This window comes from Streptomyces sp. NPDC014727, assembly GCF_043083485.1.
Classification (GTDB): domain Bacteria; phylum Actinomycetota; class Actinomycetes; order Streptomycetales; family Streptomycetaceae; genus Streptomyces.
In genome coordinates, this window is the sequence record NZ_JBIBYR010000005.1 from 317,523 (window position 1) to 331,517 (window position 13,995).

Below are 13,995 nucleotides of genomic sequence, written 5' to 3' on the forward strand. Positions count from 1 at the left end.
CGGCGTCCCGCGACGGCCCCCGGGGCCCGCGACCGTTCGGAGGCTGCCCGGAGACCGTCCGCAGGGCGGTTCCCCGGGCTCCGGGGCAACTCTCGGACGGTTCTCTTGCCGCCCGGCGTTTACCCAGGTCCCAATCGACCTACCCTGAAGGTGTGACCCCTCTCTCCGAGGGGGCTTCTCACTCGTCCGTATGCGTAGTCGTACGACGTCATGCGAGTTCATGGCGGGCGGGCCCTGTCCGAAGCCATCCGGCCGAAGCAGAGCGAAGCGTTTCGGCCCCGGTCGGTGACGTGGAGTCGGGAGAAGTCATGGCAGACCGCGGAGAACCACCAGAAGGTCCGCCCGAGAACGCGCCGGGCGGCGGTGAGGACGAGTACAGGTCACTCGTCTTCGACGAGTCGTTCGTGCGTGCTGCCCGCCTGAAGGAGTTCTCCGCCGAGGAGCGTATGGAGGACCATGCCCCCGCCGTACGCAGTCTTCCGCTCCGGAGCCTGCGAGCGGGCTCCAGGGCCGTCATCGCCCTGGTGCTCCTCATCGCTCTGGCCTTCGGGACGGCCGTGTACATGGGCTTCCGCAACCCCTACACCGCGCCCGTCGGCCGAAGAGCCGAGCCGCTGAGGTCGACCGTCGTGCCCCTGGCCCCCCGGGACGCCGTACCCGGTGGAACCGCCGCCGGCCTCCTCGCGCGGAGCCCCGCCGCGCAGTTCGCCCATGGTGCCGCAGGCATCAATCTGCCGGCGGTCCGGGGGACGGACCACTTCTCGGACAGTGAGGTGGCGGCGGCCCTGACCACGGTCAAGGACTACCTGGTGGCGTCCTCGCTCGATCCCGACGTCCTCACGGGACACGCCGTGCGACCGGTGGAGCAGCTGCTCGACCCGGACCAGATGGCCCAGTTCAACCGCAGCATGAGCCGCCCCGACGACGACGGACAGCACGCCGCGACCGGCTGGCTGGTCCGGTTCGACCCGGCGAAAGTGGCGCTGGCCGGTCCGGACATACGGGTCCGGGGCACCCTGAGCTACACGGAGACGGGGTCGGACACCCTGGAGGTGGTGTCCGACCACACCTTCACCTACACGCTCCGCCCGGCCACCCCGGGGCCCCAACGCGCGGGCGGTGCCTCGCTCTTCACCGTACGGCGCGAGCTGCACTTCCGCTTCGAGCGGGAAGACCTGCGGCTGCACCGGCTGGAGCTGCGCACCAGCTATGTACAGGCCGGACCGCAGGCGTGCCCGACGGACACCACCGGTGCGTTGCGCCCGCTGCTCGCCGGGCAGCGGGCCCTCTCCCACGGCCCCGCGGGCACCGACCTGTATGCGACGGGCCGGCCCACAGCAGCTGTCTGCGGGACGCTGGCGGTCAGCTCTCCGCAGACCCCGGCTCGGGCTGATCAGGGTTCGGGGGCTCCTCCGGCCGAGCCGAGCCGCCCGTAGCGCCACCCTTGCCGGTGGCACCGCCGCCCTGACCGGTGAATTTGTCGCGGAGCTTGCCGCCGAGGTCCCCGGCGCCGCCCGCTATGTCACCGACCAGCTTCATCAGCGGATCCTTGCTGGTCCGCACCGAGTCCGCGTAGTGGGCCGCGGACTGGCGGAAGGAGTCCGTCACCGAGGTGTCCTTGTCCTCGTCGCGCCGCGGGTAGTGACCGTCCATGATCCGCTGGTGGTCGCGGCTCTCGGACCACTTCTTCAGCTCGGCGGCGCGCACCGTGGTGAAGGGGTGCGAGCGGGGCAGCAGATTGAGGATCTTGAGCACGGAGTCGCGCAGATCGCCGCCCTTCTCGTACTCGTCGGCCTGGGCGAGGAAAGCGTCCACATTCATCTCGTGCAGATGATTGCCGCCCGCGATCTTCATCAGACCGCGCATCGACGCCTGCAGATCCTGGCCGACGAGCAGCCCCGCCCGGTCGGCCGACAGCTCCGACTTGCGGAACCACTCGCGCAGTGCCGTCACGATCGCCATGATCGCGACATTGCCGAGCGGGATCCAGGCGACCTTCAGCGCGATACTGGTGAGGAACAGCAGGATCGTGCGGTACACGGCGTGGCCGGAGAGGGCGTGCCCCACCTCGTGGCCGATGACGGCCCGCATCTCCTCCTCGTCGAGCAGCTCCACCAGCCCCGTCGTCACCACGATGATCGGTTCGTCGAGACCGATGCACATGGCATTGGGCTGCGGGTCCTGGTTGACATACATCGGCGGGACCTTCTCCAGGTCCAGGATGTAACAGGCGTCTCGCAACATGTCGTTGAGATGGACGAACTGCGCGTCGCTCACACGGACGGAGTCGGAGAGGAAGAGCAGTCGCAGGCTGCGCTCCGGCAGCAGGCCACTCAATGTTTTGAACACGGTGTCGAAACCGCTCAGCTTGCGCAGGGCCACCAGGGCCGAGCGATCCGCCGGGTGTTCATAGGCCCGGGACGAGATTCCGGCGAATCGCCTGCGCTGGCGGCTCGGCACGCCCTCGTTGCTCTCGTGGCTGCGTTCGGTCATGAATTGGGCCCCCTGTTCGTACGAGACGTCGCTCGCCCCCCTGACAAATCCCAGCGTAGGTGCTGGGGCTACGGTGTGCGGGGGGCTGTGGATAACTGAGGAGACGCCCGACATGCCGCACACCGTTGCTCTGCTCGCCGCCGCATCCGGGGACCAGGGGCCCGGCAACACGCTCCGTATCGTGCTGCTCGCCTCGCTCGTCGGAGCCGGCCTGCTCGCCTGGTTCCTGCTCCGCGGATACCGCAACGACGACCACAACGACTGAGTCGGCGTGAGCGTGCCCGGGGCGCCCGCATACGATGTGCGCGACGTCTCCCTTCCGACTCCCGATCGATAGGTCCTGCCGAAGATGAGCCTCACGAGCACCGCGCACCAGCTGGTCACTCTCGCCGCCGAGGGCGGCGAGCACGGTGGCAACCACGAAAGCCTCAGCCCGTACGTCACCGGGGGCGGTGCGTTCGTCGTGCTGGTGCTCCTGCTGTGGATCACCACCCGCTTCAACCGCGACCGCTGAGGCAAAGGCGTACAGCTGTGCCAGTAGGCTCTGCACGCATGGGAGAGCAGGAAATGCCTACCGGCCGGGGAAAGCGCCGAATCGGCGTGATGGGCGGGACGTTCGACCCGATTCATCATGGACACTTGGTGGCGGCCAGCGAAGTGGCCGCCCAGTTCCACCTCGACGAGGTGATCTTCGTTCCGACCGGGCAGCCGTGGCAGAAGAGCCACAAGCACGTCTCCCCGGCCGAGGACCGCTATCTGATGACGGTCATCGCGACGGCGTCCAACCCGCAGTTCTCGGTCAGCCGGAGCGACATCGACCGCAGCGGGCCGACGTACACGATCGATACCCTGCGGGACCTGCGCGCGATCCACGGCGACGCGGACCTCTTCTTCATCACCGGCGCCGACGCGCTCTCCCAGATCCTCACCTGGCGGGACGCCGACGAGCTGTTCTCGCTCTCCCACTTCATCGGTGTGACCCGACCGGGGCATGTGCTCGCGGACCCCGGGCTGCCGGCGGGCGGGGTCTCGCTCGTGGAGGTTCCCGCGCTCGCGATCTCGTCCACGGACTGCCGTGAGAGGGTCGCGCAGGGGGATCCGGTCTGGTACTTGGTGCCGGACGGTGTGGTCCGCTACATCGACAAGCGCCAGCTGTACCGCGGCGACTGAGCCACGCAGAGGGGCACCGGTGAACGACCGACAGAACCCGTACGACCCGTACTACCAGCAGCCGCAGATCATCGGCTACGACGAGTACGGGCAGCCGGTGTACCAGCAGCCCGGACAGCAGGCGTACGACCCGTATGCGCCTCAGCCGCCGCAGCAGCAGTCACATCAGGCCGATCAGGGGTACGGATACGACCCGTACGCGCAGCCTCAGCAGCCGCACCCCGGGCAGCCGCAGCAGCAGTACGACCCGTACGGCTCCCAGCAGCCCCAGCAGCCCCAGCAGCCCCAGCAACCGCAACAGCCCCAGCAGCCCCAGCAACCGCAACAGCCGCAGCAGCAGGCATACGGCGGTTACGACGGCTACGGCTACGACACGGGCAGGCAACCCGCCGCGGTCGACACCACCCAGCAGTGGAACATCCCGCAGCAGACCGCCGCGCAGCAGGCCCCGCCCGCACCGGCACCGGTCACGCCGGAGCCCCGGCCGGAGCCCGACGCCGAGACCGAGCCGGAACCGGCCGTTCCAGGACAGCGCCGTGCCGACTACCGCACCGAACAGTTCTCCTTCATCGAAGAGCCCGACGAGGACTCCGAAGACGTCATCGACTGGCTGAAGTTCACCGAGAGCCGCAGTGAGCGGCGCGAGGAGGCACGGCGTCGCGGCCGCAACCGCATGGTCGCGCTGATAGTCGTGGTGGCCCTGATGGTGGTCGGCGGTGTCGGCTACCTCTGGTCCGCCGGAATGCTGCCGGGCCTCTCCGGCTCGGAGAAGGACAACACGGCCTCGACGGGCCCGCAGAAGCGGGACGTCATCGTGGTCCATCTGCACGACACCAAGAAGGGCGGCACCTCCACGGCGCTGCTCGTCGACAATGTGACGACCAAACAGGGGACCACCGTCCTGCTCCCCAACTCGCTCGTGGTCTCCGACGACGAAGGCGTCACGACCACCCTCGGCAAGTCCGTCGAGGACGATGGCGCCACCGGCACCCGCGGCTCCATCGACACCCTGCTCGGCACCAGGATCAGCGGCACGTGGCGGCTCGACACCCCCTATCTGGAGACCCTCGTCGATCTGGTCGGCAACATCGAGATCGACACCGACACCGAGGTGCCCGACACGAAGAAGGGTGCTTCCCCCCTGGTGAAGAAGGGCGAGGCACAGACCCTGAGCGGCCAGATGGCCGTCGCGTACGCCACCTACCGAGGGCCGGGCGAGGCCGAGACGAAGCAGCTCACACGGTTCGGGGAGGTCATGCGCGGCGTTCTGCGGAAGATCTCGGACGACCCGAAGGCCGCCACGGTCACCGTGCAGACGCTGGCGCAGATCCTCGACCCGTCCCTCCCGGAGAAGGATCTCGGTGCCTCGCTGGCGAAGCTCGCGCAGCGCGCCAAGATCGGCGACTACAAGACGGCACTCCTGCCGGTGCAGGCCGACGGCACGCTCACCGACGCGGCCACCGAGAGCGTCGTCAAGGACATCCTCGGCGGCACGGTGAAGGCCCCGGACGCCGACGCGGCGGTGCGGGTCGCAGTCAAGAACGCCACCGGCGACAAGGACGGCATGGAGTCCGCCCGGATCAAGCTGGTCAATGGCGGCTATTCCTTCGTCGGCGGCGGAACGGCCGAGACCGTGGCACTGTCCGAGGTCGTCTACAAGACCGCGGCGGACAAGGACAAGGCGACTCAGGCCGCGAAGACCCTGGGCCTGCCGACGAGCGCGGTCAAGCAGGGCAAGCCCGCCGCGAACGCCGATGTGTCCGTCGTGATCGGCCAGGACTACGTCATCAAATGACCGGGTCCGCACTGCGCGGATGACGTCGATTCGATCGTCGAACGTTCGCTGCGTGGGCTGTCGGCGGTCCGTGAGACCCTAGGGGTTGATCTGACCGCCGACGAAAGCCTGCTTGTGACCGCCACGGACCGCTCCATCGAGCTCATCAACGCCGCCGCCCAGGCGGCCGCCGACCGGCTCGCGCACGACATCATCGCGTACGACGTCAGCGACGTGCTGTCGATCACGGACGCCTTCCTGCTGGCCTCGGCCCCCAGTGACCGCCAGGTCAAGTCGATCGTCGACGAGATCGAGGAACGGCTCCAGAAGGAGCTCGGTGCCAAGCCGGTACGCCGTGAGGGCGACCGCGACGCGCGCTGGATCCTCCTCGACTACGTCGACATCGTCATCCACGTCCAGCACAGCGAGGAGCGGGTCTTCTACGCGCTGGAGCGCCTCTGGAAGGACTGCCCCGAGATCGCGCTCCCCGAGGACGCCGTCAAGACCCGCGGCAAGGCCGAGGAGCACGCCAGGCTCACCGGCAGCACGGAAGGTGAGCAGAGCTGAACGGCACCGGGAGCGGCAGGGGCCGCAGGATCGTCCTCTGGCGGCACGGCCAGACGGCATGGAATCTGGAGCGCCGGTTCCAGGGCTCCACGGACATCGCGCTCACCGAGACCGGTGTCGGACAGGCTCAGCGGGCCGCCCGGCTGCTCGCCTCGCTGAAGCCGGACGCGATCGTCGCCTCCGATCTTCAGCGGGCGACGGCCACGGCCGCCGAGCTCGCCGCGATCACCGGCCTCGAAGTCGCGCACGACGCGGGACTGCGCGAAACCTACGCGGGCGCCTGGCAGGGCCTCACGCACGAGGAGATCGTCGGGCAGTACGGCGAGCAGTACGCCGCCTGGAAGCGCGGCGAGCCCGTGCGCCGCGGCGGCGGTGAGCTGGAGACCGAGGTCGCCGACCGGGCCGCCCCGGTCGTGCTCGGACACGCCGACAAACTGCCCGACAGCGGCACGCTCGTCGTGGTGAGCCACGGCGGCACCATCCGCACCACCATCGGTCGGCTGCTGGGCCTGGAGTCGCACCACTGGGAAGGACTCGGCGGGCTCTCCAACTGTTGTTGGTCGGTGCTGGGCGAGGGGGCGCGCGGCTGGCGTCTGTTGGAGCACAACGCCGGCACTCTGCCCGAGCCGGTGCTCGGCGACGACACCTGACCAAGAGCTGACCCGTGATCCCTGGGCCCTTGGCCAGGGTCTTTCGTTTGGATCACGCCGGGCTCGGAGTGCCGGCGGCGTGGCGGGGGAGAGCCGGGGCCTGTCATTTCGGTGGTCGGGGCGGTGCTCGGAGTGCACCTCCGGGCGGCATCGGCCGGATTTCACTTTCTGGCTGGTCACAGGCTAAAGTTCTTCTTGTTCGCAGCGCGGAAACGCAGAGAAACACAGCGAACAGCGGGGCTATAGCTCAGTTGGTAGAGCGCCTGCATGGCATGCAGGAGGTCAGGAGTTCAATTCTCCTTAGCTCCACAATCAAGATCCCGTCCCCATCAGGGGGCGGGATCTTCGTTTCCCCTGACCCCCTCCCATCGCCCTTCCCGGTGCCACCGCGCCGTCATCTGCTGTCGGCTCTCCTCGTCGGCCGGGGCGCGGACCACGATCCGGCACTCCGGCAGCCCGTTGACGGTCAGTGGCATCGAAGTCGTCGGGCAGCCCGTCGACGGTCGGTGGCACCGAGGCCATCCCCTCCGGCGGTCGCCGCTCGGCGACTCGTCGCGGCCGGCCGCACCAGGTCCCACCCCCATGGGCGTGTTGACGGATGCGCCTTCTGAAGAGGCTGCCGACGTGGGCGGTGTCCGGGTGACCGTCACTCGGACAGCCAGGCTGATCGGTGCCGCGGCGTTCGGCTCGCTCCCTCTCAACCGCCTTGATACGTCCAGGAGACAGAGGCCGGGCATGCGCGGTGGGGACGGGCTCCCGCGCTGTCGGGGGCCGCGACGACAGGCGCGTGCGCGGGTCTCGTGCGGCGTCGGTGACGAGCCCGGCATCCGGTGGGCTGACCCCCTTGCGGGGTCATGGCAGAATCGGACCGCCGGAGGGGGCGACGGACCGAACGGGAGGGAGCGCGCGATGCCTGCGAGCCGCCACGAGGTCCCGGACCTGCTCCTTGTCCTCCAACGCCGCGCCCGTACCGGCCGTCCTGCCGTTGGCCCGTGCCGTGCGGCCCGCGTGCCCGGCGGGAACGGCGGAGCCCTCTGCGTGTGCACCGCCCGCGGCCAAAGCCGGAGCTGACTCATGGGTGCACACAGGCGGAAATGCGACTGGTGCGGCAGCGGTACGCCCATCGTCAGGGACATGGATCCGATCAATCCGGACTACCAGTACTGGTGCGAGGAGTGCGCGCGGGCGCTGATCATAAAGGGCGACCCGATCGAGACCTACCGCGAGCTGGAGGGGGAGCCGATCTACGGACGGCTGTTGGAGGAGCACTGCACCCTCAAGCGCTTCTACTCCTTCGCCACTGCCTGAGACCCTGCCTCAACGCATGGCCGAGGTGTTGTAAATCGGTCAAATAGGGCCAGGTGGGAATCGATTTGGTGGAGTGGCGGGGTCACCGGTAATGTTCTCGATGTCGCCAAGGGGAACCGGGCGGCACACGGCAAGGGGCTATAGCTCAGTTGGTAGAGCGCCTGCATGGCATGCAGGAGGTCAGGAGTTCAATTCTCCTTAGCTCCACAGTGAACAGACAAGAAGCGAGTCATCCTCCCAGGGTGACCCGCTTCTTGTGTATGCGCGTCAATTGCGCCCGCTGCCGCGAGCCTTCGACTCGGCGTGCACCGCGCGTCCGGGGCCGTGATCGCGCCGCCCGTGCTCGGAAGGCCTTGCGCGGCGTACCGGTCCGGCGGTGACCAGCATCGGCGGGCCCGTCCGGCGGGCCGAATCCGATCAGCTCCGCCGTCCGTCCCGCGCTCGGCGGGCCGAGGTTGCGCGTGTGCGGATCCGGTCGCGGCGCGGCCGTGCCCGGACCGGCTCCGGGTCCGTGCGGTACCCTGGCGCCATGCGTGCCGTACGCCTTCTGCTTAGCGAGCCGCGCTGATCAGTCCCGACCGGTGAGAATGCCTGGTCGGAATCGGCGCGGCGTCCCCTCCTGTGCGAGGGGATTTTTCGTTTCCGTAGACGCGTGTCCGTAGACGTGGGCGCCGGCAGATGACGATCGATGGAGCTTTGAGGATCATGAGCGAGACGAATTCCGCAGCCGAGACGGCTGCGCCGCACCGCTACACGGCGGCGATGGCCGCCGACATCGAGGCACGCTGGCAGGACTTCTGGGACGCCGAGGGCACGTACGAGGCGCCGAATCCGACCGGTGACCTGGCGGACGATCCGGAACTGGCCGCCAAGCCGAAGAAGTTCATCATGGACATGTTCCCGTACCCCTCGGGTGCGGGCCTGCACGTCGGTCACCCCCTGGGCTACATCGCCACCGACGTCTTCGCCCGTCACCAGCGGATGACCGGGCACAACGTGCTGCACACCCTGGGCTTCGACGCGTTCGGCCTGCCCGCGGAGCAGTACGCCGTGCAGACCGGCACGCACCCGCGGGTCTCCACCGAGGCCAACATCGAGAACATGACCGCTCAGCTGCGCCGGCTGGGCCTGGGTCACGACAAGCGCCGCTCGTTCGCCACGATCGAGTCGGAGTACTACAAGTGGACCCAGTGGATCTTCCTGCAGATCTTCAACTCCTGGTACGACACCGAGGCCGACCGGGCCCGTCCGATCGACGAGCTGGTCGCGCAGTTCGAGAGCGGTTCGCGTGCCACCCCGGACGGCCGTGACTGGAGCGCGCTGAGCGCCGCCGAGCGCGCGGACGTCCTGGGCGGGTACCGCCTGGCGTACGCCTCCGACGCGCCCGTCAACTGGTCGCCGGGTCTGGGCACCGTCCTGGCCAATGAGGAGGTGACGGCCGACGGACGCTCCGAGCGCGGCAACTTCCCCGTCTTCAAGGCCAAGCTGCGCCAGTGGAACATGCGCATCACCGCCTACGCCGACCGGCTGCTGAACGACCTGGACGGGCTGGACTGGCCCGAGGCCATCAAGCTGCAGCAGCGCAACTGGATCGGGCGTTCCGAGGGGGCGCGCGTCGACTTCCCGGTCGACGGCGCGGGCGCCATCACCGTCTTCACCACCCGCCAGGACACCCTGTTCGGTGCCACCTACATGGTGCTGGCGCCCGAGCACGAGCTGGTCGAGCGGATCATTCCGGCCGCCTGGCCCGAGGGCACCCACCCGGTGTGGACCGGCGGACACGCGTCCCCGGCCGAGGCAGTCACCGCGTACCGCAAGCTGGCCGCCGCCAAGTCCGACGTGGAGCGGCAGGCCGAGGCCAAGGACAAGACCGGTGTCTTCACCGGTGCGTACGCGACCAACCCGGTCAGCGGCGAGAAGGTGCCCGTATTCATCGCGGACTACGTCCTGATGGGCTATGGCACCGGCGCGATCATGGCCGTACCGGCACACGACGCGCGGGACTTCGCCTTCGCGCGCGCCTTCGAGCTGCCGATGCGCTGTGTCGTCGAGCCGTCGGACGACCGTGGCACGGACCCCTCGACCTGGGACGACGCCTTCGCCTCGTACGAAGCGAAGCTGGTCAACTCCGCCAATGACGAGATCTCGCTGGACGGTCTGGGGGTCGTCGACGCCAAGGCGAGGATCACCGAGTGGCTGAAGACGCACGGTGTCGGCGAGGGCACCGTCAACTTCCGGCTGCGCGACTGGCTGTTCAGCCGTCAGCGCTACTGGGGAGAGCCCTTCCCGATCGTCTACGACGAGGACGGCATCGCGCACCCGCTGCCCGAGTCGATGCTGCCCCTGGAACTGCCGGAGGTCGACGACTACTCGCCGCGCACCTTCGATCCCGAGGACGCCGACACCCAGCCCGAGACCCCGCTGTCCCGGAACGCCGACTGGGTCGACGTCACCCTGGACCTGGGCGACGGCAACGGTCCCAGGAAGTACCGCCGCGAGACCAACACCATGCCCAACTGGGCCGGTTCCTGCTGGTACGAGCTGCGCTACCTGGACCCGAACAACGACCGCAAGCTGGTCGACCCGGAGATCGAGCAGTACTGGATGGGCCCGCGCGAGGGGCAGCCGACCGGCGGCGTCGACCTGTACGTCGGCGGCGCCGAGCACGCCGTGCTGCACCTGCTGTACGCCCGTTTCTGGTCCAAGGTGCTGCACGACCTGGGGCACATCTCGTCCGCCGAACCGTTCCACAAGCTGTACAACCAGGGCATGATCCAGGCGTTCGTCTACCGGGACAGCCGCGGCATCGCGGTCCCGGCGGCGGACGTCGAGGAGCGCGACGGAAAGTTCTACTACCGGGACGAGAAGGTCAGCCGCGTCCTGGGCAAGATGGGCAAATCCCTGAAGAACGCCGTCACGCCGGACGAGATCTGCGCCGAGTACGGGGCGGACACGCTGCGCCTGTACGAGATGGCGATGGGCCCTCTGGACGTGTCGCGGCCGTGGGACACGCGCGCCGTCGTCGGCCAGTACCGACTGCTGCAGCGGCTGTGGCGCAATGTCGTCGACGAGGAGACCGGCGAGGTCACCGTCGTCGACACGGAGCCGGGCGAGGAGACGCTGCGGGCGCTGCACAAGGCGATCGACGGGGTCGGCCAGGACATGGCCGGGATGCGCTTCAACACGGCCATCGCCAAGGTCACCGAGCTGAACAACCACCTGACCAAGGCGGGCGGCCCGCTGTCCCGGAGCGTCGCCGAGTCGCTGGTGCGGCTGGTGGCGCCGCTGGCGCCGCACATCGCCGAGGAGCTGTGGCGGCGCCTGGGCCACACCGAGTCGGTCGTGCACCAGGACTTCCCGGTCGCCGACCCGGCATACGTCGTGGACGAGACCGTGACCTGCGTCGTACAGGTCAAGGGCAAGGTGAAGGCACGCCTGGAGATCTCCCCGTCGATCACCGACGAGGAGCTGGAAGCACTGGCCCTGGCCGACCCGGCCGTGGTCGCGGCGCTGGACGGTGCGGGCATCCGCAAGGTGATCGTGCGCGCGCCGAAGCTGGTCAACATCGTCCCGGCATGACGGCGCCGACGGTCGCCGCGTGAGGGTGTGCACCGTTCTCGCGTGACGTCCGTCGCGTAACCGCATGATGCCGTACGGCGATGTGGGGGCGTTCCCCTACGGGCAGGTTGGGGGTTCCGAAGGAACCCGCGGCCTGCCCTTTCCGTTTACCGTGGAGGGGCCGGCACCCGGCAGCCGAAACGACATCCGAGGGGCGCTCATGGAAGCCGTGATCCTGATTCTGGGGTTGCTCTTTTTCGCGTTCGTGGCCCTGGGCGTCTATGCGGGCGTCAAGGCCATCGGCGCGGCGAAGCGGGGCGTGGATCGCACGATCACCCAGGCACGCCGCACCGTCGAGGACACCACGCTGCGGGCGAAGAGCTACGGCCAGCCGGGCGTGGCCGGTGAGCTGGCCCAGCTGCGGCTCTCGCTGCGCACGTCCATGCGGGCCACACAGGAGGCACTGCAGACGGGCGTCGTGGAGGATGCCTCGCTCTCGGAGTCGCTGGGCCTCTTCCAGCGGCTGAGTGCGCACGGTCGGGAGCTGGACGACGACCTGAAGAGACTGGAGCGCGAACCCGACCGTGCGACGGTCGCCTCGCTGCTGCCGGGCCTGAAGCAGCGTACGGAGCGGATCACGCACTCGGCGGATTCGCTGCGCTGGGCCGCGCGCGACCGGGCGCGGCGGTTCGTCGAGGACGATCTGGACGCGCTGAACGCGCAGATCGACGTGGAGGCGGGGGCGCTGCGGCACTGGACGGTGGAGCCGGACGAGCCTGTCCGCGGGCAGGGACAGCCGCAGGGCGAGCGGCATGAGCCGGGGATCGGGCAGGCGCAGGGACAAGCGTGGGAGAGCCGGCGGGGGCAGGGGGCCGGGCCGGCCGACGATGCGGCCCAGGCGATCACGGCTCCGGACCCGCGACGACGGACCGCGTACCCGTGGCAGAAGACAGCCCGGCCTGAAACGACGAACTGAGCCCCGCCCGAAACGACGAACCGACTGAGACGTTCGTCGACCGGCGGCGACAGGATGCGGTCCGAAGAGATCGGGAGCGATCATTCGGTCGGGGTCGGACTGCCGAGCCGCGGACTCGCCAGGTAACCTCCCGCTCATGTCCCGCCATGTCGCGATCGTCACCGATTCCACGGCCTACCTGCCGCCCGAGGCGATGGAGCGGCACGGCATCACCGCGGTGCCGCTGACCGTCGTCCTCGGCGATCAGGCTCTGGAGGACGGCACCGAGATCTCGGCCCGCTCCCTCGCCCTGGCACTCCAGAAGCGTCGCCCCGTGACGACCTCCCGGCCCAGCCCGGAAGTCTTCGCCGCCGCGTACCGGGCGTCCGCCGAGGCAGGAGCCGAGGGCATCGTCTCGCTGCATCTCTCGGCCGAGATCTCGGGTACGTACGATGCCGCTCTGCTCGCCGCGAAGGATGCGCCGGTCCCCGTACGGGTCGTCGACACCGGGATGGTCGCCATGGCCCTCGGATTCTGCGCCCTGGCGGCCGCGGAGACGGCGGAGGCGGGCGGAAGCCTGGACGAGGCCGTCGCGGCGGCGGAGAAGCGGGCCGCGGGCACCTCCGCGTACTTCTACGTCGACACGCTGGATTATCTGCGCCGCGGCGGCCGTATCGGGGCCGCGCAGGCACTGCTGGGTTCGGCGCTCGCCGTGAAGCCGCTGCTCCAGCTGGACGGAGGCCGCATCGAACTGCTGGAGAAGGTACGAACGGCCTCGAAGGCGATCGCGCGCCTGGAGGAGATCGTCACGGAGCGGGCGGGAGGTGACCGGGTGGACATCGCCGTGCATCACCTGGCGGCACCCGAGCGGGCCGAGCGGCTGGCCGAGCGGTTGCGCGAGCGGGTGTCCGGCCTCGTCGAACTGCATGTCAGCGAGGTGGGTGCGGTGATCGGAGCGCACACCGGGCCCGGTCTGCTCGGGGCCGTGGTCTCGCCGCGCTGAAACCGGTCCGACGGCCCTGCTCATCGGCTTTCACTCGTCGGGGTGGTCGAGTTGTCCACAACTGGTGGTTTGTCCACCGGAATTGGGTCTGTTCGGCGAGTCCGGACGGATGTGCCTACCGTCGTGAGGCATGGCTCCCCGATCACATCGTGCAACCAGAGGAAGCGGCAGCGGTCCCGGCCGCGCCGGTGACGGCCCCGGTCCGGGCCCCGGACGACGGCGCTCCTCGCGTGGGCGAGCGGACGTAGCGGCGGCTTCGCGCGGTCGGGCGGACGCCCTCATGACAGGGGCGTACGGCGGACGAGTGGCGCGGCCCGCGTCGGGGACGGCAGTGGCTCCGGTTTCGGCGCACGCTTCCGCTTCGGGCCCTGCTTCCGTCTCCGCTGCGGCACCTGCGCCCTCTTCCACTTCTGTCCCTGCTGCGGTTCCTGCTGTTGCTTCTGCCCCGGCTCGGCCCCCGGGTCCTACTCCGACGTCGAGTTCCGCTGCCGGCAGGGCCATGGCCATGACCGCGGTG

12 protein-coding genes and 2 tRNA genes are annotated in these 13,995 nt (G+C 69.3%); 13 read left to right on the forward strand and 1 reads right to left on the reverse strand.

Annotated features, from left to right (window positions below; genetic code table 11):
* Positions 1-308 precede the first annotated feature (308 nt).
* A complete protein-coding gene (locus ACF1B9_RS11625; protein WP_391740821.1) occupies positions 309-1,436 on the forward strand; it encodes a hypothetical protein in 1,128 nt (375 codons plus the stop codon).
* Here the strand turns inward: ACF1B9_RS11625 and ACF1B9_RS11630 are convergent.
* Complete coding sequence (locus ACF1B9_RS11630) at positions 1,363-2,493, reverse strand: M48 family metallopeptidase (protein ID WP_391740820.1); 1,131 nt, start codon at positions 2,491-2,493, stop codon at positions 1,363-1,365. The genes ACF1B9_RS11625 and ACF1B9_RS11630 overlap by 74 nt on opposite strands.
* A 112-nt stretch (positions 2,494-2,605) precedes the next feature.
* Between ACF1B9_RS11630 and ACF1B9_RS11635 the strand changes: the two genes are divergently transcribed.
* From ACF1B9_RS11635 to ACF1B9_RS11690, 12 genes are all read left to right on the forward strand, one after another.
* Positions 2,606-2,758, forward strand: coding sequence for a hypothetical protein (locus ACF1B9_RS11635; RefSeq protein WP_351079044.1), 153 nt, complete (start codon positions 2,606-2,608; stop codon positions 2,756-2,758).
* An 84-nt stretch (positions 2,759-2,842) separates the two neighbouring features.
* Positions 2,843-3,007 carry a hypothetical protein gene (locus tag ACF1B9_RS11640; protein ID WP_391740819.1) on the forward strand — a complete coding sequence of 55 codons (165 nt, stop codon included), beginning with the start codon at positions 2,843-2,845 and terminating at the stop codon, positions 3,005-3,007.
* Positions 3,008-3,045: 38 nt separating this feature from the next.
* Positions 3,046-3,663 carry a nicotinate-nucleotide adenylyltransferase gene (gene nadD / locus ACF1B9_RS11645; protein ID WP_391740818.1) on the forward strand — a complete coding sequence of 206 codons (618 nt, stop codon included), beginning with the start codon at positions 3,046-3,048 and terminating at the stop codon, positions 3,661-3,663.
* 19 nt (positions 3,664-3,682) lie between these two features.
* Complete coding sequence (locus ACF1B9_RS11650) at positions 3,683-5,458, forward strand: LCP family protein (RefSeq protein ID WP_391740817.1); 1,776 nt, start codon at positions 3,683-3,685, stop codon at positions 5,456-5,458.
* 114 nt (positions 5,459-5,572) lie between these two features.
* Positions 5,573-6,004, forward strand: coding sequence for a ribosome silencing factor (gene rsfS / locus ACF1B9_RS11655; protein WP_376210714.1), 432 nt, complete (start codon positions 5,573-5,575; stop codon positions 6,002-6,004).
* Positions 6,001-6,654 carry a histidine phosphatase family protein gene (locus ACF1B9_RS11660; protein WP_391741092.1) on the forward strand — a complete coding sequence of 218 codons (654 nt, stop codon included), beginning with the start codon at positions 6,001-6,003 and terminating at the stop codon, positions 6,652-6,654. Before rsfS ends, ACF1B9_RS11660 begins: the two co-directional genes overlap by 4 nt.
* 236 nt (positions 6,655-6,890) lie before the next feature.
* Positions 6,891-6,963: transfer RNA gene (locus ACF1B9_RS11665), tRNA-Ala, on the forward strand.
* A 765-nt stretch (positions 6,964-7,728) separates the two neighbouring features.
* Positions 7,729-7,962 (forward strand): hypothetical protein, encoded by a 234-nt coding sequence (locus ACF1B9_RS11670; RefSeq protein ID WP_073723092.1) that lies wholly within the window; start codon positions 7,729-7,731, stop codon positions 7,960-7,962.
* 134 nt (positions 7,963-8,096) lie between these two features.
* A tRNA-Ala gene (locus ACF1B9_RS11675) sits at positions 8,097-8,169 on the forward strand.
* Between the two features lie 498 nt (positions 8,170-8,667).
* Positions 8,668-11,541, forward strand: coding sequence for a leucine--tRNA ligase (leuS, locus tag ACF1B9_RS11680; protein WP_391740816.1), 2,874 nt, complete (start codon positions 8,668-8,670; stop codon positions 11,539-11,541).
* A 199-nt stretch (positions 11,542-11,740) separates the two neighbouring features.
* The gene (locus ACF1B9_RS11685) at positions 11,741-12,496 is read left to right on the forward strand and encodes a hypothetical protein (RefSeq protein ID WP_391740815.1); all 756 of its coding nucleotides are present in this window, start codon (positions 11,741-11,743) and stop codon (positions 12,494-12,496) included.
* Between the two features lie 136 nt (positions 12,497-12,632).
* The gene (locus ACF1B9_RS11690) at positions 12,633-13,478 is read left to right on the forward strand and encodes a DegV family protein (protein ID WP_376281614.1); all 846 of its coding nucleotides are present in this window, start codon (positions 12,633-12,635) and stop codon (positions 13,476-13,478) included.
* The last annotated feature ends 517 nt before the right edge of the window (positions 13,479-13,995 follow it).

Bases quoted from the DNA above. Each gene is read 5' to 3' on its own strand.
- ACF1B9_RS11685 (WP_391740815.1), top strand. From the start codon at position 11,741: ATGGAAGCCGTGATCCTGATTCTGGGGTTGCTCTTTTTCGCGTTCGTG.
- ACF1B9_RS11640 (WP_391740819.1), top strand. From the start codon at position 2,843: ATGAGCCTCACGAGCACCGCGCACCAGCTGGTCACTCTCGCCGCCGAG.
- leuS (WP_391740816.1), top strand. From the start codon at position 8,668: ATGAGCGAGACGAATTCCGCAGCCGAGACGGCTGCGCCGCACCGCTAC.
- ACF1B9_RS11630 (WP_391740820.1), bottom strand. From the start codon at position 2,493: ATGACCGAACGCAGCCACGAGAGCAACGAGGGCGTGCCGAGCCGCCAG.
- nadD (WP_391740818.1), top strand. From the start codon at position 3,046: ATGGGAGAGCAGGAAATGCCTACCGGCCGGGGAAAGCGCCGAATCGGC.
- ACF1B9_RS11670 (WP_073723092.1), top strand. From the start codon at position 7,729: ATGGGTGCACACAGGCGGAAATGCGACTGGTGCGGCAGCGGTACGCCC.
- ACF1B9_RS11625 (WP_391740821.1), top strand. From the start codon at position 309: ATGGCAGACCGCGGAGAACCACCAGAAGGTCCGCCCGAGAACGCGCCG.
- ACF1B9_RS11635 (WP_351079044.1), top strand. From the start codon at position 2,606: ATGCCGCACACCGTTGCTCTGCTCGCCGCCGCATCCGGGGACCAGGGG.
- ACF1B9_RS11690 (WP_376281614.1), top strand. From the start codon at position 12,633: ATGTCCCGCCATGTCGCGATCGTCACCGATTCCACGGCCTACCTGCCG.